We start from the raw sequence: 23,842 nt of genomic DNA, 5'->3' as shown, positions 1-23,842 counted from the left end.
TATGGCCGTTGCGCCGACGCGTCAACCGCTGATGTGGGGGAAAGCAAAGTTCGTCTCACCCGGGTCGGACTTGTCGAAAGTTGCGGACGGCAGAGTCCTGCCGATTGCCCGGGTCCGCGGACACGAGAGGCGGCGCTGCGGAACTGCGGGGCTGAGCGGTGCCCCGTGCCTGGATGAAATCGAATTCGGCGGTTCAGTTGGCCGACGGAGCGCCGGGCCTGATGCGTGCAACATCTGCGCGCGGCAACGTGAATTGAGGGTGACCGCGCTTTGCGGGATGCTGTTGCCGTGTTCAGAGGAGGCGAAGAGATCGTCATGCCCAGAAATGTGTTTTATCGAGACTTCACGATCTGCAAGGCCGTGGCGCTGGTCGCGCTGATGGGCCTGGCCTTGATGCTGGGCGTGCCCGACCGGCAGCAGGCCCTGACGGACGACGAGACGACAGAGGCCATGCTGATCCCGGCCGCGGTCTACTCGGCCTGGACGGACTGCGATCCCGCCCAGGCCGGCGTAGAGCTGTGAAACCGGTGGGTGGCCCCGGTCAGAACCGGCTGCCCGTGCCCTGCAACACGCCGTGTTCCAGCGCGTAGCGCATCAGCGCGGCGGTGCTGCTGACGCCCAGCTTCCGCCGGATGTTCTTGCGGTGCGTTTCGACCGTGCGGACCGAGATGTCCAGCGCCTCGGCCACTTCCTTGTTCGATTTGCCCTGCGCCAGTTGCAGCAGCACCATCTGTTCGCGGTTGGTCAGCTGTTCCCGCTCCTGCCCGTTGGGGGCCAGCGCGCCTTCGGCCCCGGTGCACAGGTAACGTTCGCCCGCCATGACGGTGTCGATGGCGCGCTTGATCTCCTCGGTGGGCACGTCCTTGAGCACGTAGCCGCGCGCGCCATGGCTGAGCGCGGTCGAGATGTATTCCGGCGTGTCGTGCATCGACAACACCAGGATGCGCGTCTCGGGCCGCCGTTCCAGGATCATCTCGGTGGCGGACAGCCCGCCCAGCCCCGGCATGTTGAGGTCCATCAGGATGACATCGGGGTCCAACTCGTCCAGCCGGTCGATCATGGCCTGCCCGTCCGCCAGCGTGGCGATCACGGTGATGTCGTCAAAGCTGTCAAGGATGGCCTCGATCCCCTCGGCGACAAGCGGGTGATCATCGACAACGACGACACGAGTGGTTTCTGTCATGCGCGGGCTCTCGTTTGCTGGACGGTGCCTTCTCCGGGGGGCAGCAGATGTGACAGCGGCACCTGTGCCTCGATAGTCGTGCCATCGGACGAGGACAAGATGCGCAGCGTGCCGCCCAGCTGGTCCATGCGTTCCTGCATGTTGCGCAGCCCGATCCCGGTTGCGGTGCGGCCGCTTTCGGGCAGGCCCTTGCCGTTGTCGGTGACGCGCAGGGTCGCGCCGGCGCGATGGCCGCGCAGGTCGATGCTGACCCGGCTGGCCCCGGCGTGCCGTTCGACGTTGGTCAGCGCCTCCTGGGCGATGCGGTAGAGCGCGATCTTGCTGTCCTGATCCAGCCGGTTGCGGAACACGACGGTAGTGAACTCGGTCTCGATGCCGGTGCGGGTGCGGAAATCATCGGCCAGGGCGCGGATGGCGGGGCCCAGGCCCAGGTCGTCCAGCACGCCGGGGCGCAGGTCGCGACTGATGCGGCGCACCTCCTGGATCGCGGTGCCGAGGTTGTTGGCGCCCTTTTCCAGCGTCTCGGCGGCGCGCGGGTCGCCGCTGGCGACGCGCCGCCGGGCGATGTCGAGCGCGTATTTCACCCCCACGAGGATCTGGCTGATGCCATCGTGCAGCTCGCGCGCGACGCGGCCGCGCTCTTCTTCCTGGGCGTCCAGCACGCGCTGGGTCAGTTCGCGCAGCTTGGCGTCGGCCAGCCGCCGTTCGCGGATGTTGAGCACGAGCCCGGAGGCGAAAACGCCCAGCAGGGCGATCAGGGTGATCGCGCCGATATAGAGGAAGGTGCGTTGCACCTTGACCTCGACCTCGGCGCGGGTGGCGGCGACGCTGGTCAGGATGTCGTCGATGAACACCCCGGTGCCCACCGCCCAGCGCCACGACGGGAAGGAGGTGACATAGGTGATCATCCGCGCCTCTTCGCCGGTCGAGGGTTTCGTCCACAGGTGTTCCACGTAGCCCGCGCCCTGCCGCGCCGTCGCGATGAATTCGCGCACCACATAAGTGCCTTCGCCGTCCTGAAGGTCCCACCAGTTGCCGTTGATCATCTCGGTCTGGCGCGGCGAGACGAGGTTGTTGCCCTCGTAGTCGTAGACGAAGAAGAAGCCTTCGTCGCCGTAGATCATCGCCGCGAGGATCTGCATGACCTGCTGCTTGGCGGCGGCATCGTCGGGCGCGGCCGAGCCGTAGACAAAGTAGAAGCCGTTGCGCGCCTGCGTCACGTAGTTGCGCAGCTCGCGCTTCTTGGCCTCGATCAGCTGGGTTTCCAGCTGGCGGATTTCCTGGTTGGCCAGCGCGCGCGACTGTTCGGCCACCAGCAGGGCGATGGCCGACACCGCCAGCACCAGCGGCACCGCCGCCAGAAGCAGCAGCTTCTGGCGGTAGGTCGGACGAAGTCGGACGACTGGACGGCGCATGGCGCGCAGGAAAGCAGAGTGGCGCGACCTTGGAAAGCCTCAGTTCCGGGACACCAGACCTGTGATCATCGCCGCCAGCGCCACCAGGTGGATCAGCACGATCGCCCGGTCGCGCCAGGCCAGGCCCACCGCCAGCCAGCCGCCGACCCCGACCAGGAACAGCGGGATCGCCAGCGAGGCATGGCCAAGCCCGGTGGCCGCGTAGCCGCCGATCTGGGCGATAGAGGCCCCCCATTTCACGGCATCGACCTTGGATATGCGGGAAACGGCGATGTCAGACAGCACGGGTCAGCCCTCCGTCGACGCGCAGGTTCTGCCCGGTGATGTAGGCTCCGTCGTCCGACGCCAGCAGCGCGATCAGCCCCGTCACCTCGTCCACCGTACCGTAGCGCCCCATCGGGATGCGGCTGCGGCGGTCCTCGGTCTCGGGCAGGCTGTCGATGAAGCCGGGGCAGACGTTGTTCATCCGCACCCCGTCCGGCGCGTGGCGGTCGGCGTAGAGCTTGGTGAAGGCGGCCAGCCCGGCGCGGAACACGCCGGAGGTGGGAAACAGCGGGTCCGGTTCGAAGGTGGCGAAGGTCGAGATGTTGACGATGCTGCCTGTGCCTTGCCGCTGCATGATCGGCGTGACCAGTCGGGTGGGCCGGATCACGTTCATCAGGTAGACCTCCATCCCCTTGTGCCAGTCCTCGTCGGAGATCTGCAACACGTCGCCCTTTGGCCCGTGTCCGGCCGAGTTCACCAGAACGTCGATCCGCCGCCAGCGCGACATCGCCCCGTCGACCAGCGCGGCCAGCGCCTCAGGGTCGAGGTTGGAGCCGGTGACGCCAAAGCCGCCCAGTTCCGTTCCCAGCGCCTCGCCCTTGCCGGAGGAGGACAGCACCCCCACGGCAAAGCCGTCACGGGCCAGTCGCCGCGCCGCGCCGGCGCCCATGCCGCTGCCGCCGGCGGTGATCAGGGCCACTTTTCCTACAGTCATTTCTTCTGCTCCTCAGCGTGTTGCAGCATGTATAATTCGCAATGGCCCCATCGAACAGGCCAGAACCGCTGCCGCAACACTGTAGGAAACCTATTGACTGAGCCTTTGCCGCCGCTGAATGCCCTGCGCGCCTTCGACGCTGCCGGCCGCCACCTGAGCTTTGCCGGGGCGGCGCAGGAGTTGCGCGTCACCCAGGGCGCCGTGGCGCAGCACGTCCGAGGGCTGGAAACCCGGCTGAACCTGCGACTGTTCGACCGGCACGCGCGGGGGCTGCACCTGACCGAAGCGGGCCGCCGGTATCACGCCGAGGTCGCCGAAGCCTTTCGCCGGCTGGAACAGGCCACCGAGGCGCTGCGCCCGGGGGCGCAGGGGGTCACGATCTCGGTCACGCCCAGCCTGGCGTCCAAGTGGCTGATCCCCAACATGCCGGATTTCACCGCGCGGCACCCGGACATCGACCTGAGGGTCATGGCGACAGAAAAGCTGTCGCAGTTCCGCGCCGACGGCGTCGATATCGTGGTCCGCTACGGGGCGCCGCGCGCGCTGGCCGGGCTGGAACAGCGCAAGCTGTTCGACGGGGCGATGATGGCGGTCTGCGCGCCGGACCTGCCGGGCCACGGCCTGGAGGGGCGCAGCCTGCTGCACGATTCGCTGGACCTGTGGCCGGACTTCCTGGAACAGGTGACGGGGCAGCGCCCGGCCGGGCGGCTGCCCGGGCCACGGTTCAGCCAGATCACCCTGGCGATCGAGGCGGCGCAGGCGGGGCAGGGGGTGGCGCTGGCCAGCCGCTTCATGGTGGCGCGCGACCTCGCGCTTGGACGCCTGGTTCCGGCGGTGCCGGGGGTGCTGGAAACAAGGGCCGGCTATTGGGCACTTTGCCCGCGCGAGGACCTGCACAGCCCCGCACGTCGGATCGTCTACGATTGGCTCTGCGACGCGGCCGGACGCTCGCAGAAGGGGTGACGTGGCGGCAGACGCCGCGGCCCCGGGGAATCCGGCGGCGTATTGGTCAATTTTTCTGCCCAACTCCGTAGCAATGGGTATTTCTTCGCGCAAAAGCACATCCTAGTGTGCGCCCACTCAAACCCGATCCGCGCGAGGTGGGGAGCCACGCGCAGAAGCAAATCTGGGAGGATTTTTATGGATCGTCGCTCATTCCTTCGTAACACGACTCTGGGTGCAGGCGCCGCCGCTGCCTCGACGCTGGCCGCTCCGGCCTATGCGCAGGGCAAGCGGGCCCTCACCATGGTCACCTCGTGGCCGCGCGGCTTTGCCGTGCTGGATGACGCCGCAAGCTACCTCGAAAAATTCGTGAGCGAACTGTCCGATGGCATGCTGACCATCGACAAGAAGGCCCCGGGCGAACTGGTGGGTGCGCTCGAAGTCTTTGACGCCGTGTCGTCCGGCCAGGCCGACATGTACCACTCGGCCGACTACTACTTCATCGGCCAGCACCCGGGCTACGCCTACTTTACCGCCGTGCCGTTCGGCGGCACCGCGCAGGAAGTGACCAACTGGTACTATCATGGCGGCGGCGAAGCCCTGCATGACGAACTGGGCCTGATCTTCAACATGAAGGGCCTTCTGGCCGGTAACTCCGGGTCGCAGTCCGGTGGCTGGTTCCGCAACGAAATCCGCTCGGCCGACGATTTCAACGGTCTCAAGTTCCGGATGCCGGGCCTGGGTGGCAAGGTGCTGGGCAAGCTGGGCGCATCGGTCCAGAACATCCCCGGCGGCGAACTCTACCAGGCGCTGTCCTCGGGCGCTCTCGACGGTCTCGAGTGGGTCGGCCCGATGGCCGACGAACGCGCGGGCTTCCAGGAAGTGGCCAAGATCTACTACACCGCCGGTTTCCACGAGCCGGGCTCGGCGCTGGCGGCCAACGTCAACCTCGATGTCTGGGAAAGCCTGACCCCGCAGCAGCAGGCGATCCTGCGCTACGCGTCCATGGCGACCACCCACTTCCAGCTGGCCGAAACGCTGGCCAACAACGGTGCCGCGCTGGCGCGCCTCCAGGCACAGGGCGTCAAGACCCTGCAATTCTCGGACGACGTGTGGGATGCCTTCGGCCGCGCCTCTGCCGAGGTCATGGACGAGAACATGGGCGACGAGCTGTTCGCCAAGATCCGCACCTCGTTCGAAGCCTCGCTGGCCACCTCGGCCTCGTGGATCCAGAAGTCGGACGGTTTCTACGTCGAGCAGCGCGTGCGCGTGCTGGGCGGCTGAGGCCCGGTTTTCCTGAAAACCATGGGGCTCCCGTTAACCGGGGGCCCCTCACCGCATGCCGGGAGTGGGCTGCGGAACTGAAGGCCGTGGCAGGCGGCAAACGGGGGACAGCATGGAAGAGACAGGCGTGATGGGCTTCGGCCAGATCCTAAGCGCCATGGGCGACGGGATCCTCTGGATCTTCACCAACATCGCCTTGGCATTCTACAATCTCGGCTACGCCATATGGCACTGGTCGAGCTGGCTCGACTGGAGCGACAAGACCGCCATCATGCGGTTCGTCTACTACGGCGGATCGACCGAGTTCTTCTTTGTCTGTTTCACCACCTTCCTGCTGATCTTCCTCGTGGGCCTGTGGAAGAACCAGTTCCTGTGGAACATGGTGATCGGCATGGAGTTCTTCGGCAACTGGATCGGGCGCTTCTTTGCCTGGGCCGGCCTGCTGATGGTGCTCCAGCAGGTGGTCATCGTCTTCATGCAGCGCATCTTTACCCGGCCGGACATCGTGCTGGGCATCGGCGTGCCGATCCAGTTCGACATCTCCTGGTATGCCGAGGAACTGAAGCTGTACAACGCGATGGTGGTCTGCCTCTGCCTGACCTACACCTTCATCCAGGGCGGTCACGTGCGCGTCGACCTGATCTATGCCTCTGTCAGCTTCCGCACCAAGCGGATGATCGACATGATCGGCTGCATGATCTTCATGTTGCCGCTGGCGGTGATGATCTGGCTGTACAACTGGTTCTTCATGTGGCGTTCGCTGATCGTGCCGCCCGTTTCGCCCTCGGACCAGCTGGACCGGCTCGAGATGAAGGCGCGCGCGCTGCGCTGGAACGTCGAGACCATCGGTTTCAGCCCGAACGGCTTCACCGGCTACTTCCTGTTCAAGATCCTGATGGTGATCATGGTCGCCCTGATCTTCATCCAGGCCTGGGCCTTCTTCTACCGCTCCTACCTGGAGTGGAAGGAAGGACCCGAGTCGGAGGGCAAGTACCTGGACAAGGACGTGCTCGAACAGGGCGAAGAGCCCTACGACCACGCAGAATTCTAAGGGGCAGGACATATGCTATTCGGACTTGACGGCGTCGAGATCGGCCTGATCATCGTCTTTCTGACGCTCTTTGCAGCGATCCTGTCGGGCTTTCCGGTGGCCTTTGCCATCGGTGGCGCGGGGGTCATTTCCTTCTGGATCATCGCCGCGCTCGACAGCGCAGGCGTCCTCATCCACCAGGCGCTGGACACCTCTTCGGCGGAATACCTGGCTGTCGTGGCCACCGGCGTGAACGAGAAGACGATCTCGATCTTCACCCACCCCGAGTTGCCACGCATGGCGACCGACTCGATCTTTCCGGACGGCAACTGGGAAGAGGCGCTCAAGCGCACGGTGGCCGCCATCACCAACCGGATCAACGAACGCGTGATCGCGGGCCAGTCCATCGAGACGCTGCTGGCGGTCCTGATGTTCGTCCTGATGGGTATCGTGCTGGAACGTTCCAAGATCGCCAACGACCTCTTGACCAGCATGGCGCGGGTCTTCGGCCCGCTGCCGGGCGGCCTGGCCGTGTCGATCGTCGTCGTGGGCGCCTTTCTTGCCGCCTCGACCGGCATCGTCGGCGCGACGGTGGTGACCATGGGCCTGCTGGCCCTGCCCACCATGTTGCGCAACAACTACTCGCCGGAACTGGCGACCGGCGTGATCGCCGCGTCGGGCACGCTGGGGCAGATCATTCCGCCCTCGATCGTGATCGTCCTGCTGGGCACGCTGGCGGGCGACCTCTACTCCTCCGCGCAGGAGGCCCGGGCCCAGGCGGCCGGCTGTTCCGACGCGCTGACCTACCTCGGAAGCCCGGCGGTGGTCTCGGTCGGAACGCTGTTCCAGGCGGCACTGCTGCCCGGAATCATGCTGGCCGTGCTCTACGCCATCTACGCCTTCGGTTTCGCCATGCTGAACCCCTCCAAGGCCCCGGCGGTGGAACTGGGCGGCCAGAGCGGCGAGCCGATCACCCGTGGCGAGGCGTTCACCTGGTACCTGGGTGTGCCGATCGGCCTGATCGCCGGGTTGATGCTGCTGATGCAGGTCAACATGGTGGGCAGCCAGACCGTGCGGGTGGACAGCTTTTCGGACCAGGGCGCCTCGGCCTCGCTGCGCACCAGTGTCTCGGACTCGTGCAAGGCGGCGATGATCGACCTGCACGGCCAGGCGGCATGGGATGCCGCGCTGGCCGAACAGGCGGAGATCGACGCCTCGGGCGGTGTCGTGCAGAGCCAGCGCCTGACGCCCGAGCAGATCGAGGCCGCCCGCGCCGAGATCATCGCCAATGCCGCCCCGATCGGGACCGGGATCGGCATTCTCGCCGTGATGTTCGGCCTGATCCTGGCCGTGGCGCGGGGCGTGTCGCCCTCGTCCAGCCCGCTGCCGTTGCAGATCGGCGCGATCGGTGTGCTGCTGGGCCTTGCCGTCGACGTCCTGTTGCTGGGGCCCACCACGTCGCCCATGGCGACGGTGCTGTGGATGGCGTTGCCCTGGGCACTCAGCGTCTATGGCTGCTACTACGCCTTCGGCCGGCTGTCGAAAAACGAACTGCTGCGCGTGGTGTTCCCGCCGCTGGTGCTGATCGTCGCGGTGCTGGGCTCGATCCTGGGCGGCATCACCAACCCGACGCCCGCCGCGGCGCTGGGGGCGGCAGGGGCCATCATGCTGGCCGCCTACCGCAAGCTGTCGGACGAGGACCGGTCGCCCAAGGTCATCATCTGGTCGACGCTTGCCGTCGTCCTGATGATCCTGACCGGCATCAACTTTGACCTGCGGATCAACACCGAGTCGGTCAGTTTCGAAAGCTGGATCGCCTTCTTCTTTGCCTATGCCTGCTGGCTCTATGCCCTGTTCGGGCTGCTGTTCAGCTGCTGGGTGCTGTTCCGTTCGGGGGTCCTGACCCCGGTGGTGCGCGAGACGGCCAAGGTGACCTCGATGGTGTTCACCATCCTGATCGCGTCGCAACTGCTGAACCTCGTGGTGATCTCCTTCGGCGGGGAACACTACATCCAGGAGTTTCTGCGCAGCTTCGAAGACGCGCGCACAGCCTTCATCATCGTGATGATCATCCTGTTCATCCTGGGCTTCGTGCTGGATTTCCTCGAGATCATCTACATCGTGGTGCCGATCGTGGGCCCGGTGATCTACGGCGCGCATTTCGATCCGAAGTGGGTGACGATCATGATCGCGGTGAACCTGCAAACCTCGTTCCTGACACCGCCGTTCGGCTTTGCGCTGTTCTACCTGCGCGGCGTGGCGCCGAAAGAGGTCACCACCGGCCACATCTACCGCGGCGTGATCCCCTTTGTGATCATCCAGGTGATCGGCCTGCTGATCCTGGCCTTTTTCCCGGGGATCGTGACCATCGTGCCGGATCTGATCGGGCACTGAGGCCGATCTGTCGAAACGGAAAACGCGCCGCCCCTGCGGCGCGTTTTTCCGTTGTGGGTCAGCGCGGGATGCTCCCGGAAGCCTCACGGTGAAAGAGCGGACCGGGTTGTGCTTTCGAGCCAGCGAAACCGCTTGTCCAGATCGTTGGAAAACACGAAGGCCGACGGCGCAACGGAAACATCGGGCAGGCGCGCCAGTTCATATCCCAGGTTTTCGACCAGCGGTACGATCACGTCCCGGAGATAGGGAATGCCTTCGCCAACGGGGAGGTTCCTGATATCCTTCTGGATCGCGGCAACGTGCTGGTCAGGTCTTTTCATGGCATCTAACTCCTGGGTTCGAATTGCGCTGTTTGCGAAAACATAGATGCAAATGAATGTAATCTTACGGGGAAAAACCCCACACTTGCATCGGCACCATCCGATGGACCGAAGAATCGCAAGCCTTTGAGCGGGTTACGTCGCCTCGGGTCCTGTCGGGAAATACCGCCAAACCGGCCCGGATCCGATGGTGTCGGATCAGCTGCGCGTGTCCGGAAAGGAGATGTTGGCCACCTGCTCGGCGATCGGGTCCGTCGACAGCGGGTGCATCTCGGCCGAGAAATCCTGCGCGCTTTCCAGCCGCTCCCAGCGGCCACGGCGGTAGATCTCCAGCGCGTTGAACTGCGCCTTGTAGCCCATCTTGTCGCTGCCGGGCACCCAGTAGCCCAGGTAGACGTAGGGCAGGCCGGCCTCGCGCGCGATGGCGACATGGTCGAGGATCATCCACTTGCCCAGCGACTTGCGCGCCAGGTCGGGTTCGTAGAACGAATAGACCATCGACAGCCCGTCATCCAGCATGTCGGTCAGGCAGGTGGCGATCAGCTTGCCGCTGTCGCGGTCGAGATATTCGATCACCCGGCTGCGGATCGGGGTTTCCTCGATCATCGCGGCGAATTCGAACACGTCCATGTCCGCCATGCCGCCATCGGCGTGGCGCTCGTCCAGGTAGCGGCGGAACAGCTCGTACTGTTCCTCGGTCGCCCAGGGGCTGGTGGCGCGGCGTTCCAGGTTGGCATTGCGTTTCAGCAGGCGCTTCTGGTTACGGGTCAGTTCAAAGCGTTCCACGTCGATGCGCGCCGACAGGCAGGCGGCGCATTCGGCGCAGGACGGCCGGTACAGCACGTTCTGCGAGCGGCGAAAGCCTTGCTTGGACAGCGAGTCGTTCAGTTTCTGCGCCGCCTCGCCCTGGAGGGCGGTGAACAGCTTGCGCTCCATGCGGCCCTCGAGATAGGGGCAGGGCTGCGGAGCGGTAACATAGAACTGCGGAGCAAGCGGCAGCGAGTGGCGCATGTCGACGGACACCTCGTGTATTTAAGGGAACGGTAACAACGATCTTTCCCTGCGCCAAGAGGGTCTTCGCGCCGCCGGCCCCGTACCGGCGGGTCCTTTCCGATGCCGTGGTTGATTGTCGGCCCACCGGGATCAGCGGCGGGCCGAGCCACGCTCTGTCGCCTCAGGCGCGACGGTTCAGCGCCACCGTGCCCAGCACCACGTCGTGCAGGCCCTGGCCACGTTCGGTGACAAACATCATCACGATGGACACGACCTGGAGAATCACCGTGGTCGCGATCAGCGTGAACCCCAGCGTGTGCAGGAACGCCTCGCCGCCATCCAGCCGCCGGCCGTGGGCGTTGCGGAACTCGATGTTCATCAGGCGCATGCCCCAGGTCGAGGAACTGCCAGCAATGGTCATCCAGCGGTAGAGAAAGCCGATCAGCAGGAACATCAGCGGCAGGATGAACAGCCCGACGATGGTGAATAGGGCGACGGGCAGGGTGATCAGGGTGATGACAAGCGTGTCCACGACCCAGGCCAGACCGCGCTTGACGGTGACGCCGTCGTAAAAGACGGCTTGGCGGTCCGGGTCGGGCAGGTGGGACATGGCGTCGGTATACATTCTTGGCTCCGGTCGGGAAAGAGGCGCCCCCCGGCGGTCCGGGAGGCGCGATCGTTTCGTCAGGCGGGCTGGGTGTCGTCGGACTCGGTCCGGGCGCGGCGCGCACGGTCGTCCATGAACTGGTCGAACTCGGACTTGTCCTTGGCTTCGCGCAACCGCTCGAGGAACTCCTCAAAGGCCTGCTGTTCGGCCTCGAGCCGGCGCAGCGTGTCGGTCTTGTAGGCGTCGAAGGCGCTGTTGCCCGAGGGTTTCATCGCCATCCAGGCGGCCTTGCGGCTGTCGATGTGGCGGCTGTGGCGGCAGGATTTGTTGAACATGCGTTTGCTCCAGATCAGGTAGGCAAGAAGGGCAAGGCCGACGGGCCAGAAGAACACGAAACCCAGAACCATGGCCGCGATCCAGGCACCCTTGCCCTTGGAATCCAGCCAGGCCTCGGCCCGCGCAAACCAACCGGCGTTGGCGGGCAGGTGGGACGTATATGCGGCGGTGGTCATGTCTCTCTCCGTTGTGGTGTGATGTGAATGTCTTTCACATTATGGAAGATCGGAGTTTCCGGGCGGTCTTTCAAGACGTGATGTGAACGTTTTTTACATTATCTGAAAGCGTACTGTTATTTCAATATGTTGCACGTTATTCTTGAGGTATTTCGGAGTATTTCCACCAAGAAGAAGCCGCGGTTCAGAGCGTGAAATCCGCAGCCTGCGCCCCGGTCAGGCCGGGCAGGGCGCGCGGATCGACAGGAAACACGTGGCGCGGCGTGCCGGCGGCGGCCCAGACCGTGGCAAAGTCCAGCAGCCGCGGGTCCAGCCAGGCGCGGATCGGTGCAAGGTGCCCGACCGGCGCAACACCCCCGATGGCAAAGCCGGTCTGCGCGCGGATCAGCTCGGCATCGGCCTTGCCCAGCGGCTCGCCCGCCAGCGCGGTGGCCTTGTCGGCGCAGACGCGGTTGCCGCCCGCGGTCAGGAACAGCACCGCCTGACCCGAGGTTTCGGCGCGGAAGATGATCGACTTGACGATCTGGTCCAGCGTGCAGCCGACGCTCTCGGCGGCGTCCTGCGCGGTGCGGGCCTGCCCGACCTCGCGGATCTCGGCGGGCAATCCCGCCGCTTGCAGCGCGCTGCGCACCCGTTTCAGGCTCTTGCTCATCGGTCTTGTCCTCATGTCCTGCTTGGGCGGCAGACTGCGGCAGGGCGGAAGCCGCCGCAAGGGAGTTGCGCTTTTCGCGGGCGCATGGCCATTAGGGGGCATGGATTTCGCACGACGCATCACCCGCCTTCCCCGCGCCTTCGACCCCGATCAGGGGGCCGAAACGCGCACCGCCTGTCCCTGGGCCACCGGCCCCGTCGCCGATCTGCTGGAGGGGACCGGCGGCTCCAGCCCCTACCTGCGCGGGCTGATCCTGCGCGAGGCGGACTGGCTGGAGACGGCGCTGGACGACCCCGAGGACGCGGTGGCGCAGCTGCGGGCCGGTCTTGCCGACCTGGCACCGGCCGAGACCGGCAGTGCGCTGCGCCTGGCCAAGCGGCGGATGGCGCTGCTGATCGCGCTCTGCGACCTGGGCGGCGTCTGGGAGCTGGAGCAGGTGACGGGCGAGCTGACGGATTTCGCCGACCACGCCGTGACCCTTGCGCTGCGCGCCGCGCTGGCGCCCGAGATCGCCCGGGGCAAGCTGCCCGGCATGACCGAGGACGACATCGCCACCGCCGGCGGCATGGTGGCGCTGGCCATGGGCAAGATGGGCGCGGGCGAGCTGAACTACTCCTCCGACATCGACCTGATCTGCCTGTTCGACGAAACGCGCTACGACCCGGACGATTACCACGAGGCGCGCGCGGTGCTGGTGCGCGCCACGCGCAAGATGGCGGCCACGCTGAACGACCTGACCGGCGACGGCTATGTCTTTCGCACCGACCTGCGGCTGCGGCCCGATCCGTCCGTCACCCCGGTCTGCATCGCCATGGAAGCCGCCGAGCGCTATTACGAGAGCGTCGGCCGTACCTGGGAGCGCGCCGCCTACATCAAGGCGCGCGCCGCCGCCGGGGACATCGCCGCCGGAGAGCGGTTCCTAGCCACGCTGACGCCTTTCGTCTGGCGCAAGCACCTGGATTTCGCGGCGATCCAGGACGCCCACGACATGCGGTTGCGCATCCGCGAGCACAAGGGCTTTCACAGGGAGATCCTGCTGCCCGGGCACAACATGAAGCTGGGGCGCGGCGGCATCCGCGAGATCGAGTTCTTTACCCAGACCCGGCAGCTGATCGCCGGCGGTCGCGACCCCGAATTGCGGGTGCGCGGTACGGTCGAGGGATTGCGCATGCTGGCGCAAAAGGGCTGGGTGCCGGGCGAGGTGGCCGAGGTGCTGGCCGACCACTACCGCGCCCACCGCGAGGTCGAACACCGGGTGCAGATGATCGGCGACGCGCAGACCCACGACCTGCCGAAATCGCCTGAGGATTTTGCCCGGCTTGCTAGCCTGATGGGGCGCAGCGCGGACGAGTTGAAGGTCGAGCTGCTGGAGCGGCTGACCGAGGTGCACGAGCTGACCGAGGGCTTTTTCGCGCCCGGTGCGCGCGAGGCGGTCCGCATCCCCGAGATCTTTGCCGACAGCCCCTTGCCGGGCCGCTGGCTGAACTATGCCTGCCTGCGGTCGCAGCGCGCGGTGACGATCTTTGAACGGCTGCGGCCGGAGATCCTGCGCCGCCTGTCCGAAACCTCGCAGCCGGTGGAGGCGCTGACCGCTTTCGACAGCTTTCTCGCCGGGTTGCCGGCGGGGGTGCAGCTGTTTGCGCTGTTCGAGGCCAACCCGCAGCTGGTCGACCTGCTGGTCGACATCGTCGGCACCTCGCCCGACCTCGCGCGCTACCTGTCGCGCAACGCCTCGGTCTTTGACGCGGTGATCGCGGGGGATTTCTTCAGCCCCTGGCCCGGATCGGACGCGCTGCGCGCCGACCTGGTGCGACAGCTGGAGGAAGCGGGCGATTACGAGCGCAAGCTGGACGCCGCGCGGCGGTGGGCCAAGGACTGGCATTTCCGCGTCGGCGTGCACCTTTTGCGCGGGCTGATGGGACCGGACGAGGCGGGCAAGGCCTATGCCGACCTCGCGGGCGCGGCGCTGTCGGCGCTCTGGCCGGTGGTGCAGGAGGTGTTCGCCGAAAAGCACGGCGCGCCGCCGGGGCGGGGCGCGGTGGTGGTCGGCATGGGATCGCTGGGCGCGCGGCGGCAGCACGCACGGTCCGATCTCGACGTGATCGTGATCTACGATGCCGACGGGGTCGAGTCCTCGGAAGGGCGGCGGCCGCTGCCCAGCCGGGCCTACTATGCCCGCCTGACGCAGGCGCTGATCACCGCGATGACCGCGCCGATGGCCGAGGGCAAGCTCTACGAGGTGGACATGCGGCTGCGCCCTTCGGGCAATCAGGGGCCGGTGGCCACCTCCTGGACCGCGTTCCAGGACTACCAGCGCGAACAGGCCTGGGTCTGGGAGCACCTGGCGATGACCCGCGCGCGGGTCATCGCGGGGCCGGCCGACCTGGCCGCGGATGTCGAGGGGTTCCGCCGCGAGATCATCGGCCAGCCGCGCGACCCGGCAGAGGTCAAGACGGCGGTGGCCGAGATGCGCGCCCGGATCGCCGCGGCCAAGGGCAACGGCGGGCTGCTGGACGCCAAGATCGGCCGCGGGCGGTTGCAGGACGTGGAGCTGTTCTCGCAGATGTGCGCGCTGATCGCGGCCAAGCCGCTGCGCGAGGCGCCGCGCGCACTTCGTCAGGCCGACTGGCTGCCCGAGGCCGCCCGCGCCGCGCTGATCGAAGCCTACGAGCTGTTCTGGGCCTTGCAGATCGGCGCGCGGCTGGTCAGCGACGAAGGGCTGGATCCGGAGCGGCTGGGCTCGGGCGGCTGCGCCTTTCTGCTGCGCCTGACCGGGGCGGCGGACATGGCCGCGCTGCGCGGCACGATCGAGACACAGGCGGCCCGGGCGGCCGACATCATCGACGGCGTATTGCCGAAACCGGAGGATGCAGAGTGAAGAAGGGTGACGAGATCGACCCCAAGGGGCTGGTGGCCGATGCCTATGCGATCGAGGGAATCACCACCGGCGAGTGCCGGTCGATCTTCCTTGACTGGGCGCTGTCGCTGCCGTCCGGCGTGGACACGCAGGTGCTGATCGGGGCGCTTCTGGCGCTCCACGGCGCGGCGGCTGACCATCCCATGACGCAGGTCCTGCGCGAGGGGCTGGGTGCCGAGGCCAAGCCGCGCCGGCGCGGCGGCTGGAAGTCGCGGCCGCGTCCGGATGTCAAAGGCTGAGTTCGGGCGGCCCCCGTCCCGGACCTGATCCGGGGCCTCGTGGCCGCCCGTTTCTGGTCTCAGCTGCGCGGCAGCGCGGCTGCGGCGCGGGCCAGTTCCTCGATGCGTTTCCAGTCGCCGGCCTGCACCGCGTCCTTGGGCGCGACCCAGCTGCCGCCGACGCAGAGCGTGTTGGACAGGTCCAGGTAGGACTGCGCGTTCGACGGGCTGACGCCGCCGGTCGGGCAGAAACGCACCTGCGGGATCGGCGCGCCGATCGCCTTCAGCGCGGGCACGCCGCCGTTCGCCTCGGCGGGAAAGAATTTCTGCACGGTGTAACCGCGCTCCAGCAGGCGCATGACCTCGGACGAGGTGGCGGCCCCCGGCAGCAGCGGCAGGTCCGCCTCTTCGCAGGCCTCCAGCACCCGGTCCGTGGCGCCCGGCGACACGCCAAAGCGCGCGCCGGCCGCGACGGCGGCCTTGACATCCGCCGGGCTCAGCAGCGTCCCCGCGCCGACCACGCCGCCTTCGACCTTGGCCATCTCGCGGATCGCGTCCAGCGCGGCGGGGGTGCGCAGCGTCACCTCCAGCACCGGCAGGCCGCCGGCGACCAGCGCCTCGGCCAGCCTGCGGGCGGTAGAGGCGTCGTCGATCACGAGGACCGGAATCACGGGGGCGAGGCGGCAAAGCTCCTCGCTGCGTTTGCTGGCGTCCTGGGGGGTCATCGTGGTCTGTCCTTGATGGGTGGGAATGGGGTATTTTTACAGAGAAGAAGCGGCAGGGTCACACAACCACTCCGGCGCCGGTCGACGCAAGTCCGACGTTGGCGCGGAAGGCGGCAAAAAGCTCGCGTCCGACGCCATGGCCGTTGCCGGAAAGGTCGGCGGTCGCCGGCTCGCGGCTGTCGAAGTCGGGGGCGAGGGTTTCCAGCGTGCCGTTCACCGCGTCGATCCGCACGATATCACCGTCGCGCAGGCGCGCCAGCGGGCCGCCGTCCGCCGCCTCGGGCGAGACGTGGATCGCGGCGGGCACCTTGCCGGAGGCGCCGGACATGCGGCCATCGGTGACCAGCGCCACCTTCAGCCCGCGATCCTGCAATACCGCCAGCGTCGGCGTCAGCCCGTGCAGTTCCGGCATGCCGTTGGATTTCGGCCCCTGGAAACGGACGACCACCACCGTGTCGGAGGTGAACTCACCGGCCTTGAAGGCCGCCTTGACGCTGTCCTGGTCCTGGAAGATGCGGGCCGGGGCCTCGATCACGTGACGCTCGGGCGCCACGGCAGAGACCTTGATCATGCCCTGGCCCAGGTTGCCGTGCAGCTGCTTCAGCCCGCCGGACTTCTGGAACGGGGCGCCGGAGGGGCGCAGGATCTTGTCGTTCTGGGTCTCTTTCGGGCCGTCGCGGTAGGCGACCGCGCCATCTGCCAGCACCGGTTCGCGGGTGTAGAGCGACAGGCCGTCGCCGGCCACGGTCTTGACGTCGTCATGCAGCAACCCGGCGTCCAGCAGGTCGCCGATCATGTACTGCAACCCGCCCGCGGCGTGGAAATGGTTCACGTCGGCGAGGCCGTTGGGATAGACCTTGGCCATCAGCGGCGTGACGGAGCTGATCTCGTCGAAGTCCTCGAGCGCCAGGGCGATCCCGGCGGCGCGCGCCATGGCGGGCAAGTGGATCACCAGGTTGGTCGAGCCACCCGTGGCCATCAAGCCGACGATGCCGTTCACAAAGGCCTTGGCGTCGAGGATGTCGCAGACCGGGCGATAGGCATTGCCCAGCGCGGTGATCGACAGCGCGTGCTTGGCCGCCTCGGTGGTCAGCGCCTCGCGCAGCGGGGTGCCGGGATTGACGAAACTGGTGCCCGGCAGGTGCAGGCCCATGAATTCCATCAACATCTGGTTGGTGTTCGCGGTGCCGTAGAAGGTGCAGGTGCCCGGCCCGTGATACGAGGCCATCTCGGCCTCCATCAGCTTGTCCCGGCCCACTTCGCCGGTGGCGAACTGCTGGCGTACCTTGGCCTTCTCGTCGTTCGGCAGGCCCGAGGTCATCGGACCGGCGGGGATGAAGATGCCGGGGATGTAGCCGAAGGTCGCCGCCGCGATCACCAGCCCGGGCACGATCTTGTCGCAGACGCCGAGGTAGACAGCCGCGTCGAAGGTGTTGTGCGAGAGCGCCACGCCGGCGGCCAGCGCGATCACGTCGCGCGAGAACAGCGACAGTTCCATGCCGACCTGGCCCTGGGTGACGCCGTCGCACATGGCGGGCACGCCGCCCGCCACCTGCGCGGTGCCGCCCGCGGCGCGCGCGGCGCGGCGGATGATCTCGGGGTAATGCTCGAAGGGCTGATGCGCCGAGAGCATGTCGTTGTAGGCGGTCACGATGCCGAGGTTCGGGACGCGGCCGGCGGCCAGCGCCTCCTTGTCGCCGCCCATCGCGGCATAGGCATGGGCCTGGTTGCCGCAGGTCAGGTGGGCGCGGCGGGGGCCTTCCTCGGCGGCGCGGCGCATCCGGTCGAGGTAGGTGGCGCGCATTCCGGCGGAACGCTCTTCGATGCGCTGGGTGACTCGGGCGATGGTGGCGTCGATCGGCATGTGTCTCTCCCCTTGGGGTGGGCGTGGGCCTTCGGTTGGCTTCCCCTTACGACAGTTAGCGCTAACGGTAAAGGGCCGAATCCAGCCCTGCGGCGGATTTGGCCAGCGACCCGCACCCGCGCGGTCCTGCTTTCCAAGGCTCTGAAAGCAGGATAAGCGAGGCGCATGACGCAGGATACCCCCGATGAGCGCCGCCCGGTGTTGCGGCTGAAACCGAAGGCCAACGTCGCCGCGATCAAGCGCGGCTCGCCTTGGGTCTTTGACAACGAACTGGTGATGGACCGGCGGTCCAAGGCGATCGCGCCCGGCACCATCGCCACGCTGGAGGACGCCGAGCGCTATCCGCTGGCCACGGTGGCGGTCAACCCGGCCTCGCGCATTGTGGCGCGGGTGCTGGACCGCGACCCTGCCGCCGAGGTGAACGCCGACTGGCTGACCGCGCGCGTGCGCAAGGCGCTCGGCCTGCGGACGGCGCTCTACGACGCCCCCTATTACCGGCTGATCCACGCCGAGGCCGACGGCTTTCCCGGCGTCATCGTCGACCGCTTTGGCGATACGCTCGTGGTGCAGCCGAACGCCGCCTGGGCCGAGACGCATCTCGACCTGCTGGCGCAGGCGCTGCTGGCCGAAACCGGCGCGGTTACCGTGCTGAAGAACGGCGGCGGCCGGGGCCGGGCGCTGGAGGGGCTGGACGATGCCGACGCGGTGTTGTGCGGCACGGCGCCCGATGCGCCGCTGCCCGTGGTCATGAACGGCGCGACCTACATGGCCGACCTCACCGGCGGGCAAAAGACCGGGCTGTTCTACGACCAGCGCGACAACCACGCCTTTGCCGCCCGGCTGGCGCGTGGCGCGCGGGTGCTGGACGTGTTCAGCCACGTCGGCGGATTTGCCCTGGCGGCGCTGGCGCAGGGGGCCACCCACGCGCTGGCGGTGGACGGCTCGGCCCCGGCGCTGGCGCTGGCGACCGAGGGCGCGGCCCGCATGGGCGCGGCCGAGCGGTTCGAGACCCGGCAGGGCGACGCCTTTGCCACGCTCGAGGCGTTGGCGGCCGAAGACGCGGCGTATGATCTGGTGGTCTGCGACCCGCCGGCCTTTGCCCCGGCCAAGCCGGCGCTGGAAAAGGGCCTGCGCGCCTACGAACGCGTCGCGCGGCTGGCCGCGCCGCTGGTCGCTCAGGACGGCTACCTGGTGCTCTGCTCCTGCTCGCATGCCGTTGATCTGGCTGCCTTTACCGGCGCCTGCCTGCGCGGCATCGGCCGTGCCGGGCGGCGCGCGCAGCTGATCCACACCGGCTTTGCCGGGCCGGACCATCCGCTGCTGCCGCAACTGGCCGAGTCGGGCTATCTCAAGGCGCTGGTCTTCCGCCTGTGAAGGTGCTGCTGGACACCTGTGTCCTCTACCCGACCGTGATGCGCGAAGTCCTGCTGGGCGTCGCGGCACAAGGCCTGTTCACACCCCTCTGGTCCGCCCGCATCCTCGAGGAATGGGCGCGCGCGGCGCGCAAGATCGGCCCCGAGGGCGAGACGCAGGCGCGCGGCGAGATCGCCCTGGTCCGCACTGCCTGGCCGCAGGCCGAGGTCAGCTGGAAACCCTCGCTCGAGGCGCGCCTCTGGCTGCCGGACGCGGGGGACGTGCATGTGCTGGCCGCCGCAGTCGCAGGCAGCGCCGACTTGATCCTGACCGTCAACGCGCAGGATTTCCCGCGCGGCGTGCTGGCCGAAGAGGGCCTCAGCCGCGCCGATCCGGACGGTTTCCTGCTGGGGCTGTGGCAGGCGACCCCCGAGACCGTCGCCGGGGTGGCCGAAACCGTCCGCCAAAGGGCCGAAACCCTGTCCGGCGCACCCTGGGCGATCCGTGACCTGCTGAAAAAGACGCGCCTGCCACGCCTGGCCAAGGCCCTGTCCTCATAGGGTTGCAGGGGACCGCGGGCGGCTTTATCTCTCGCCAAACCCGATGAATTCCGTCGGACACCGAAAGGAAGACCGCCGTGCCACCGCCCCGCCTCGAGATCCGCGACATCACCCGGACCTATGACGGCAAGCCGGTGGTCGATCACGTCTCGCTGGCGATCCATCCGGGCAACGTCACCTGCCTGCTGGGTCCCTCGGGCTGCGGCAAGTCCACCACGCTGCGGATCATCGCCGGGGTCGAGATGCAGGACTCCGGCACCATCCATGTCGATGGCAAGCTGATCTGCGACACGGTGTTTCGGGTGCCCCCAGAAAAGCGCTCTATCGGCTTGATGTTTCAGGATTTTGCGCTGTTCCCGCACCTCACGGTGGGGGAAAACGTGGCCTTCGGGCTCAAGGGTCCCGGCATCGACAAGAAGGTGCGCGCCAAGGATTACCTCGAACGGGTCGGCCTGCAACGCTACATCGACGACTTTCCGCACAAGCTGTCGGGCGGCGAACAGCAGCGCGTCGCGCTGGCCCGTGCGCTGGCGCCGCGCCCGCGCATCATGCTGATGGACGAGCCCTTTTCCGGCCTCGACAACCGGTTGCGCGACGGCATCCGCGACGAAACGCTGGAACTGCTGAAAGAAGAGGGCACCTCGGTCCTGCTGGTCACGCATGAACCTGAGGAAGCCATGCGCATGGCCGACGAAATCGCCCTCATGCGCAACGGCCACATCGTCCAGCAGGGCGCGCCCTACAACATCTACAATTCGCCCATCGACCGCGAGGCCGTGGCGTTTTTCAGCGATATCAACACTTTGCGCGGCAAAGTTCAAGGCGCCCTGGTGGCCACGCCGTTCGGTCGTTTCCTCGCACCCGGCTACGCTGACGGCAGCAGCGTCGAGATCGTGTTCCGCCCGCAGCACGTCGCCATCGACTTTGACCGTGGCGGCAAGGGGCCGAATCCCTCGGCCCGCACCGGGTCACCGGCGCGCGGCGTGGTGGAACGGGCGCGCTTCATGGGGGCGGAAAGCCTGGTCGAATTCCGCATGGACCACGACGGGCAAATGCTCAAGGCGACGGTGCCCAACGTGTTCATCCCGAAACCGGGCACGCCGATGTGGCTCAGCATCCGCCGCGACCGCTGCTTTGTCTTTCCGGCCCATTGAGTTTATTTCCAAGGGTTTGTGGATAAAAGCTCAGGCATCACGCAAGGCCAGAGCCCGCTCCAGCACGTAGACCCGGATCGAAGAGGCCAGCCCGACTTCGGGATCGCGGCCAGCATCAATTTCGGCCGCCAAGGCATTGAGAGTCTGGCCATCTTCTTCGGCAATCCGGCGAAACTCACGCCAGAAAAGATCCTCCAGCGACACCGAGGTGCGGTGCCCCTGCAAGGTCAGCGAGCGTTTTACCGGCCGTCCGTTCATTCCTTTTCGTGCCCGTCCAGATCGCGCCGGGCCTTGTCGGCGCGGGCGCGGCCCAGGTCTTTCTCGGCCTTGGACAACCCGTGTTTCACGGCATTGGCATCGCCCTCGCGGCGCTTGTCGGCGCGGGCCTTCTGCTTGCGAAAGCGGTTGAGATTGACGGGTTGGGCCATGGCCGGATGATGCCCCGGGCGGGCCGCCCGATCCAGCCGGATTTTGTACGTTATGTACGTCCTGTACGCGAAAAATGTCGTTTTGTACAAAACCCCGGAAAGGGCGCGGGCCCGCCCGCGCGGGACGGGACCGCAGCTCTCAGGCGGCGACGGAGGGGCGCGGCCGAAGATACCAGTACCAGACGCGATACCCCTCCAGCAGGGCCAGCGGACCGAAATGCACCAGAGCGGCGGCGGGGCTGCCCCAGTCGTGCAGCGCGGCCCAGTGCAGCAGCGTCAGGACGGCGGCGGGATAGGTCCAGCGTTGCAGCGCCTTCCAACGCGGTCCCATGACGCGGACGAAATAATCCATCGAGGTCACCGCCAGCGGAATGAAGATCGCGAAGGCCAGCCAGCCGGTCCAGATGTAGAAGCGCGGCACCTCGGCCAGGACCGCCCCGGCCGTGCCCTTGTCCACCAGGTAGAACACGGTGTGCGCCAAGGCGTAGGCAAAGGCGGCGACCCCGAAATACCGGCGGTTCCTTTTCAGCCAGCGCGGCCCGCGCCAGCCCTTGAACAGCAGCATCAGCGGCGTTGCCAGCATGGCGATGATCATGAACCGCGCGGCGAATTCGCCGGTGGGATGCAAAAGGCGGTGAAAGATACGCGGATCGGTGGAATTGACCAGATCGACGGCCATGCCAAGGCCCGGCAGGGCCAGAACGGCCCAGAGCCACCAGGGGGAAAGACGGGACATCATGTACTCCTGAACAGATTGCCCCTGTTCAACGGCGCAGCCCCCGCCTTCCGTCGTGATTTCCGCCGCAGTGCAGAAGAAGGGCGCGCCGCCCCACGACACGCCCCTGTTTCTTCTTGGGAAAAATACCTCCGGGGGTGCGGGGGCAGCGCCCCCGCTCCGGACCGCGAGGTCAGTCCTTCGGGCCGATCATCTGCTCGGGCCGCACCACCGCGTCAAAGGTCTCGGCATCGACGAAGCCCAGCGCGATGGCCTCTTCCTTCAGCGTGGTGCCGTTCTTGTGCGCGGTCTTGGCGACCTTGGTGGCGTTGTCGTAGCCGATGGTCGGCGCAAGGGCGGTGACCAGCATCAGCGATTCCTGCATCAGCTTCTGGATGCGCGGGCGGTTCGCCTCGATCCCCAGCAGCATCCGCTCGGTGAAGCTGTCCGCCGCATCACCCAAGAGCTGGATCGATTGCAGCAGGTTGTAGGCCATCATCGGGTTGTAAACGTTCAGCTCGAAGTGGCCTTGGCTGCCTGCGAACTTGATCGCCGCGTCGTTGCCCATGACGTGGGCGGCGACCTGGGTCAGCGCCTCGGCCTGGGTCGGGTTGACCTTGCCCGGCATGATCGACGATCCGGGCTCGTTTTCCGGCAGGATCAGCTCGCCCAGGCCGGAACGCGGGCCGGAGCCCAAGAGGCGGATGTCGTTGGCGATCTTGTAGCAGCTGCCGGCGATGGTCGCGAGCGCGCCGGACAGGAACACCATGGCGTCATGCGCGGCCAGCGCCTCGAACTTGTTCGGCGCGGTGATGAAGGGCAGGCCGGTGATTTCGGCCATGTGGGCGGCGACGGCCTCGCTCCAGCCGGTCTTGGTGTTCAGGCCGGTGCCGACGGCGGTGCCGCCCTGGGCCAGTTCGTAGATGCCGGGCATGGCGGCGTCGACGCGCTTCAGCCCGTTGCGGATCTGCATGGCGTAGCCCGAGAATTCCTGCCCCAGCGTCAGCGGGGTGGCGTCCTGCGTGTGGGTGCGGCCGATCTTGATGATGTCCTTGAACTCGGCGGACTTCTGCTCCAGCCCCTCGGCCAGCTTGGTCAGGCCGGGCAGCAGCACGTCGCGCACCATCATCGCCGTGGCGATGTGCATGGCGGTGGGAAAGGTGTCGTTGGACGACTGGCCCATGTTGCAATGGTCGTTCGGATGCACCGGCTTTTTCGAGCCGATGGTGCCGCCCAGAAGCTCGATCGCGCGGTTGGCGATCACCTCGTTGGCGTTCATGTTCGACTGCGTGCCCGATCCGGTCTGCCAGACCACCAGCGGGAAATTGTCGTCGAACTTGCCGGCGACCACCTCCGACGCGGCCTGGATGATGGCATCGGCCAGTTTCGGGTCCAGGTCGCCGGTGGCCTTGTTCTGCATCGCGCAGGCCTGCTTGATCACGCCCAGCGCGCGGACGATGGCGACGGGCTGCTTTTCCCAGCCGATCGGGAAGTTCATGATCGAGCGCTGGGTCTGCGCGCCCCAATACTTGTCGGCGGGAACCTCGAGCGGGCCAAAGCTGTCGGACTCGGTGCGGGTAGCGGTCATGGCAAAGCC

The 23,842-nt window shown here is 67.0% G+C and carries 25 protein-coding genes; 10 read left to right on the top strand and 15 right to left on the bottom strand.

Annotation, left to right across the window (positions count from 1 at the left end; translation table 11 throughout):
* Positions 1-315: 315 nt before the first annotated feature.
* On the top strand, positions 316-522 hold the full coding sequence (locus tag MAA8898_RS15045) for a hypothetical protein (protein ID WP_094021855.1): 207 nt from the start codon (positions 316-318) through the stop codon (positions 520-522).
* A 19-nt stretch (positions 523-541) separates the two neighbouring features.
* Here the strand turns inward: MAA8898_RS15045 and MAA8898_RS15040 are convergent, their stop codons facing one another.
* From MAA8898_RS15040 to MAA8898_RS15025, 4 genes are read right to left on the bottom strand one after another with little or no spacing between them, the layout of a single operon-like run.
* Positions 542-1,183 carry a response regulator transcription factor gene (locus MAA8898_RS15040; protein ID WP_094021854.1) on the bottom strand — a complete coding sequence of 214 codons (642 nt, stop codon included), beginning with the start codon at positions 1,181-1,183 and terminating at the stop codon, positions 542-544.
* Positions 1,180-2,598, bottom strand: coding sequence for a cache domain-containing protein (locus MAA8898_RS15035; RefSeq protein ID WP_094021853.1), 1,419 nt, complete (start codon positions 2,596-2,598; stop codon positions 1,180-1,182). Before MAA8898_RS15035 ends, MAA8898_RS15040 begins: the two co-directional genes overlap by 4 nt.
* 39 nt (positions 2,599-2,637) lie before the next feature.
* Positions 2,638-2,883 carry a DUF6552 family protein gene (locus tag MAA8898_RS15030; RefSeq protein ID WP_094021852.1) on the bottom strand — a complete coding sequence of 82 codons (246 nt, stop codon included), beginning with the start codon at positions 2,881-2,883 and terminating at the stop codon, positions 2,638-2,640.
* Entirely contained in the window at positions 2,873-3,577 is a 705-nt protein-coding gene (locus MAA8898_RS15025) for an SDR family oxidoreductase (RefSeq protein ID WP_094021851.1), read from the bottom strand. Before MAA8898_RS15025 ends, MAA8898_RS15030 begins: the two co-directional genes overlap by 11 nt.
* A gap of 93 nt (positions 3,578-3,670) precedes the next feature.
* Here MAA8898_RS15025 and MAA8898_RS15020 point away from each other — a divergent pair, with 93 nt between their 5' ends.
* From MAA8898_RS15020 to MAA8898_RS15005, 4 genes are all read left to right on the top strand, one after another.
* Entirely contained in the window at positions 3,671-4,540 is an 870-nt protein-coding gene (locus MAA8898_RS15020; protein WP_245853431.1) for a LysR substrate-binding domain-containing protein, read from the top strand.
* 177 nt (positions 4,541-4,717) lie between these two features.
* On the top strand, positions 4,718-5,803 hold the full coding sequence (locus MAA8898_RS15015) for a TRAP transporter substrate-binding protein (protein ID WP_094021849.1): 1,086 nt from the start codon (positions 4,718-4,720) through the stop codon (positions 5,801-5,803).
* Positions 5,804-5,915: 112 nt separating this feature from the next.
* Positions 5,916-6,854 carry a TRAP transporter small permease subunit gene (locus MAA8898_RS15010; RefSeq protein ID WP_176445178.1) on the top strand — a complete coding sequence of 313 codons (939 nt, stop codon included), beginning with the start codon at positions 5,916-5,918 and terminating at the stop codon, positions 6,852-6,854.
* A gap of 12 nt (positions 6,855-6,866) precedes the next feature.
* Entirely contained in the window at positions 6,867-9,227 is a 2,361-nt protein-coding gene (locus MAA8898_RS15005) for a TRAP transporter large permease (RefSeq protein WP_094021848.1), read from the top strand.
* Positions 9,228-9,310: 83 nt separating this feature from the next.
* On the opposite strand, the gene MAA8898_RS15000 is transcribed toward MAA8898_RS15005, so the two are convergent.
* The 5 genes from MAA8898_RS15000 to MAA8898_RS14980 all read right to left on the bottom strand — a co-directional run bounded on the left by MAA8898_RS15000 (position 9,311) and on the right by MAA8898_RS14980 (position 12,311).
* The gene (locus MAA8898_RS15000) at positions 9,311-9,547 is read right to left on the bottom strand and encodes a hypothetical protein (RefSeq protein ID WP_094021847.1); all 237 of its coding nucleotides are present in this window, start codon (positions 9,545-9,547) and stop codon (positions 9,311-9,313) included.
* 198 nt (positions 9,548-9,745) lie between these two features.
* On the bottom strand, positions 9,746-10,558 hold the full coding sequence (locus MAA8898_RS14995) for an arginyltransferase (protein WP_094021992.1): 813 nt from the start codon (positions 10,556-10,558) through the stop codon (positions 9,746-9,748).
* Positions 10,559-10,721: 163 nt separating this feature from the next.
* The gene (locus MAA8898_RS14990) at positions 10,722-11,165 is read right to left on the bottom strand and encodes an RDD family protein (protein WP_094021846.1); all 444 of its coding nucleotides are present in this window, start codon (positions 11,163-11,165) and stop codon (positions 10,722-10,724) included.
* Positions 11,166-11,224: 59 nt separating this feature from the next.
* Positions 11,225-11,659, bottom strand: coding sequence for a DUF2852 domain-containing protein (locus tag MAA8898_RS14985; RefSeq protein WP_094021845.1), 435 nt, complete (start codon positions 11,657-11,659; stop codon positions 11,225-11,227).
* A 184-nt stretch (positions 11,660-11,843) separates the two neighbouring features.
* Complete coding sequence (locus tag MAA8898_RS14980; protein WP_094021844.1) at positions 11,844-12,311, bottom strand: YbaK/EbsC family protein; 468 nt, start codon at positions 12,309-12,311, stop codon at positions 11,844-11,846.
* 100 nt (positions 12,312-12,411) lie between these two features.
* On the opposite strand from MAA8898_RS14980, the gene MAA8898_RS14975 reads away from it, so the two are divergent.
* Both MAA8898_RS14975 and MAA8898_RS14970 read left to right on the top strand, forming a co-directional pair.
* Complete coding sequence (locus MAA8898_RS14975) at positions 12,412-15,189, top strand: [protein-PII] uridylyltransferase family protein (protein ID WP_094021843.1); 2,778 nt, start codon at positions 12,412-12,414, stop codon at positions 15,187-15,189.
* Positions 15,186-15,467 carry a hypothetical protein gene (locus tag MAA8898_RS14970; protein ID WP_094021842.1) on the top strand — a complete coding sequence of 94 codons (282 nt, stop codon included), beginning with the start codon at positions 15,186-15,188 and terminating at the stop codon, positions 15,465-15,467. The genes MAA8898_RS14975 and MAA8898_RS14970 overlap by 4 nt, the downstream gene beginning before the upstream one ends.
* 59 nt (positions 15,468-15,526) lie before the next feature.
* Here MAA8898_RS14970 and MAA8898_RS14965 read toward each other — a convergent pair whose 3' ends face one another.
* Positions 15,527-16,171, bottom strand: a complete 645-nt coding sequence (locus tag MAA8898_RS14965) for a bifunctional 4-hydroxy-2-oxoglutarate aldolase/2-dehydro-3-deoxy-phosphogluconate aldolase (RefSeq protein WP_094021841.1) — start codon at positions 16,169-16,171, stop codon at positions 15,527-15,529.
* Between the two features lie 58 nt (positions 16,172-16,229).
* Positions 16,230-18,035 (bottom strand): phosphogluconate dehydratase, encoded by a 1,806-nt coding sequence (edd, locus tag MAA8898_RS14960; protein WP_094021840.1) that lies wholly within the window; start codon positions 18,033-18,035, stop codon positions 16,230-16,232.
* A gap of 165 nt (positions 18,036-18,200) precedes the next feature.
* Here edd and MAA8898_RS14955 point away from each other — a divergent pair, with 165 nt between their 5' ends.
* The 3 genes from MAA8898_RS14955 (at position 18,201) to MAA8898_RS14945 (ending at position 21,102) form a co-directional block, all read left to right on the top strand.
* The gene (locus tag MAA8898_RS14955; RefSeq protein ID WP_094021839.1) at positions 18,201-19,409 is read left to right on the top strand and encodes an RSP_2647 family RNA methyltransferase; all 1,209 of its coding nucleotides are present in this window, start codon (positions 18,201-18,203) and stop codon (positions 19,407-19,409) included.
* On the top strand, positions 19,406-19,948 hold the full coding sequence (locus tag MAA8898_RS14950) for an RSP_2648 family PIN domain-containing protein (protein WP_094021838.1): 543 nt from the start codon (positions 19,406-19,408) through the stop codon (positions 19,946-19,948). The genes MAA8898_RS14955 and MAA8898_RS14950 overlap by 4 nt, the downstream gene beginning before the upstream one ends.
* A gap of 77 nt (positions 19,949-20,025) precedes the next feature.
* Positions 20,026-21,102 carry an ABC transporter ATP-binding protein gene (locus MAA8898_RS14945; RefSeq protein ID WP_094021837.1) on the top strand — a complete coding sequence of 359 codons (1,077 nt, stop codon included), beginning with the start codon at positions 20,026-20,028 and terminating at the stop codon, positions 21,100-21,102.
* 30 nt (positions 21,103-21,132) lie between these two features.
* Here the strand turns inward: MAA8898_RS14945 and MAA8898_RS14940 are convergent, their stop codons facing one another.
* The 4 genes from MAA8898_RS14940 to fumC form a co-directional block, all read right to left on the bottom strand.
* Entirely contained in the window at positions 21,133-21,360 is a 228-nt protein-coding gene (locus tag MAA8898_RS14940) for a ribbon-helix-helix domain-containing protein (protein WP_094021836.1), read from the bottom strand.
* Positions 21,357-21,530, bottom strand: a complete 174-nt coding sequence (locus MAA8898_RS14935; protein ID WP_094021835.1) for a DUF4169 family protein — start codon at positions 21,528-21,530, stop codon at positions 21,357-21,359. Before MAA8898_RS14935 ends, MAA8898_RS14940 begins: the two co-directional genes overlap by 4 nt.
* A 139-nt stretch (positions 21,531-21,669) precedes the next feature.
* On the bottom strand, positions 21,670-22,266 hold the full coding sequence (locus MAA8898_RS14930) for a protein-methionine-sulfoxide reductase heme-binding subunit MsrQ (protein WP_094021991.1): 597 nt from the start codon (positions 22,264-22,266) through the stop codon (positions 21,670-21,672).
* A gap of 172 nt (positions 22,267-22,438) precedes the next feature.
* Positions 22,439-23,833, bottom strand: a complete 1,395-nt coding sequence (gene fumC, locus MAA8898_RS14925; RefSeq protein WP_094021834.1) for a class II fumarate hydratase — start codon at positions 23,831-23,833, stop codon at positions 22,439-22,441.
* Between the last annotated feature and the right edge of the window lie 9 nt (positions 23,834-23,842).

It is taken from the genome of Antarctobacter aquimaris (assembly GCF_900184945.1).
Lineage (GTDB): Bacteria > Pseudomonadota > Alphaproteobacteria > Rhodobacterales > Rhodobacteraceae > Maliponia > Maliponia aquimaris.
The sequence above is the reverse complement of the archived record's forward strand: the minus strand, read 5'-3'. Positions and strand labels throughout refer to the sequence as shown.

Bases quoted from the DNA above. Each gene is read 5' to 3' on its own strand.
- MAA8898_RS15045 (WP_094021855.1), top strand. From the start codon at position 316: ATGCCCAGAAATGTGTTTTATCGAGACTTCACGATCTGCAAGGCCGTG.
- MAA8898_RS15040 (WP_094021854.1), bottom strand. From the start codon at position 1,183: ATGACAGAAACCACTCGTGTCGTCGTTGTCGATGATCACCCGCTTGTC.
- MAA8898_RS15035 (WP_094021853.1), bottom strand. From the start codon at position 2,598: ATGCGCCGTCCAGTCGTCCGACTTCGTCCGACCTACCGCCAGAAGCTG.
- MAA8898_RS15025 (WP_094021851.1), bottom strand. From the start codon at position 3,577: ATGACTGTAGGAAAAGTGGCCCTGATCACCGCCGGCGGCAGCGGCATG.
- MAA8898_RS15015 (WP_094021849.1), top strand. From the start codon at position 4,718: ATGGATCGTCGCTCATTCCTTCGTAACACGACTCTGGGTGCAGGCGCC.
- MAA8898_RS15010 (WP_176445178.1), top strand. From the start codon at position 5,916: ATGGAAGAGACAGGCGTGATGGGCTTCGGCCAGATCCTAAGCGCCATG.
- MAA8898_RS15005 (WP_094021848.1), top strand. From the start codon at position 6,867: ATGCTATTCGGACTTGACGGCGTCGAGATCGGCCTGATCATCGTCTTT.
- MAA8898_RS15000 (WP_094021847.1), bottom strand. From the start codon at position 9,547: ATGAAAAGACCTGACCAGCACGTTGCCGCGATCCAGAAGGATATCAGG.
- MAA8898_RS14995 (WP_094021992.1), bottom strand. From the start codon at position 10,558: ATGCGCCACTCGCTGCCGCTTGCTCCGCAGTTCTATGTTACCGCTCCG.
- MAA8898_RS14990 (WP_094021846.1), bottom strand. From the start codon at position 11,165: ATGTATACCGACGCCATGTCCCACCTGCCCGACCCGGACCGCCAAGCC.
- MAA8898_RS14985 (WP_094021845.1), bottom strand. From the start codon at position 11,659: ATGACCACCGCCGCATATACGTCCCACCTGCCCGCCAACGCCGGTTGG.
- MAA8898_RS14980 (WP_094021844.1), bottom strand. From the start codon at position 12,311: ATGAGCAAGAGCCTGAAACGGGTGCGCAGCGCGCTGCAAGCGGCGGGA.
- MAA8898_RS14975 (WP_094021843.1), top strand. From the start codon at position 12,412: ATGGATTTCGCACGACGCATCACCCGCCTTCCCCGCGCCTTCGACCCC.
- MAA8898_RS14965 (WP_094021841.1), bottom strand. From the start codon at position 16,171: ATGACCCCCCAGGACGCCAGCAAACGCAGCGAGGAGCTTTGCCGCCTC.
- edd (WP_094021840.1), bottom strand. From the start codon at position 18,035: ATGCCGATCGACGCCACCATCGCCCGAGTCACCCAGCGCATCGAAGAG.
- MAA8898_RS14955 (WP_094021839.1), top strand. From the start codon at position 18,201: ATGACGCAGGATACCCCCGATGAGCGCCGCCCGGTGTTGCGGCTGAAA.
- MAA8898_RS14940 (WP_094021836.1), bottom strand. From the start codon at position 21,360: ATGAACGGACGGCCGGTAAAACGCTCGCTGACCTTGCAGGGGCACCGC.
- MAA8898_RS14935 (WP_094021835.1), bottom strand. From the start codon at position 21,530: ATGGCCCAACCCGTCAATCTCAACCGCTTTCGCAAGCAGAAGGCCCGC.
- MAA8898_RS14930 (WP_094021991.1), bottom strand. From the start codon at position 22,266: ATGTCCCGTCTTTCCCCCTGGTGGCTCTGGGCCGTTCTGGCCCTGCCG.
- fumC (WP_094021834.1), bottom strand. From the start codon at position 23,833: ATGACCGCTACCCGCACCGAGTCCGACAGCTTTGGCCCGCTCGAGGTT.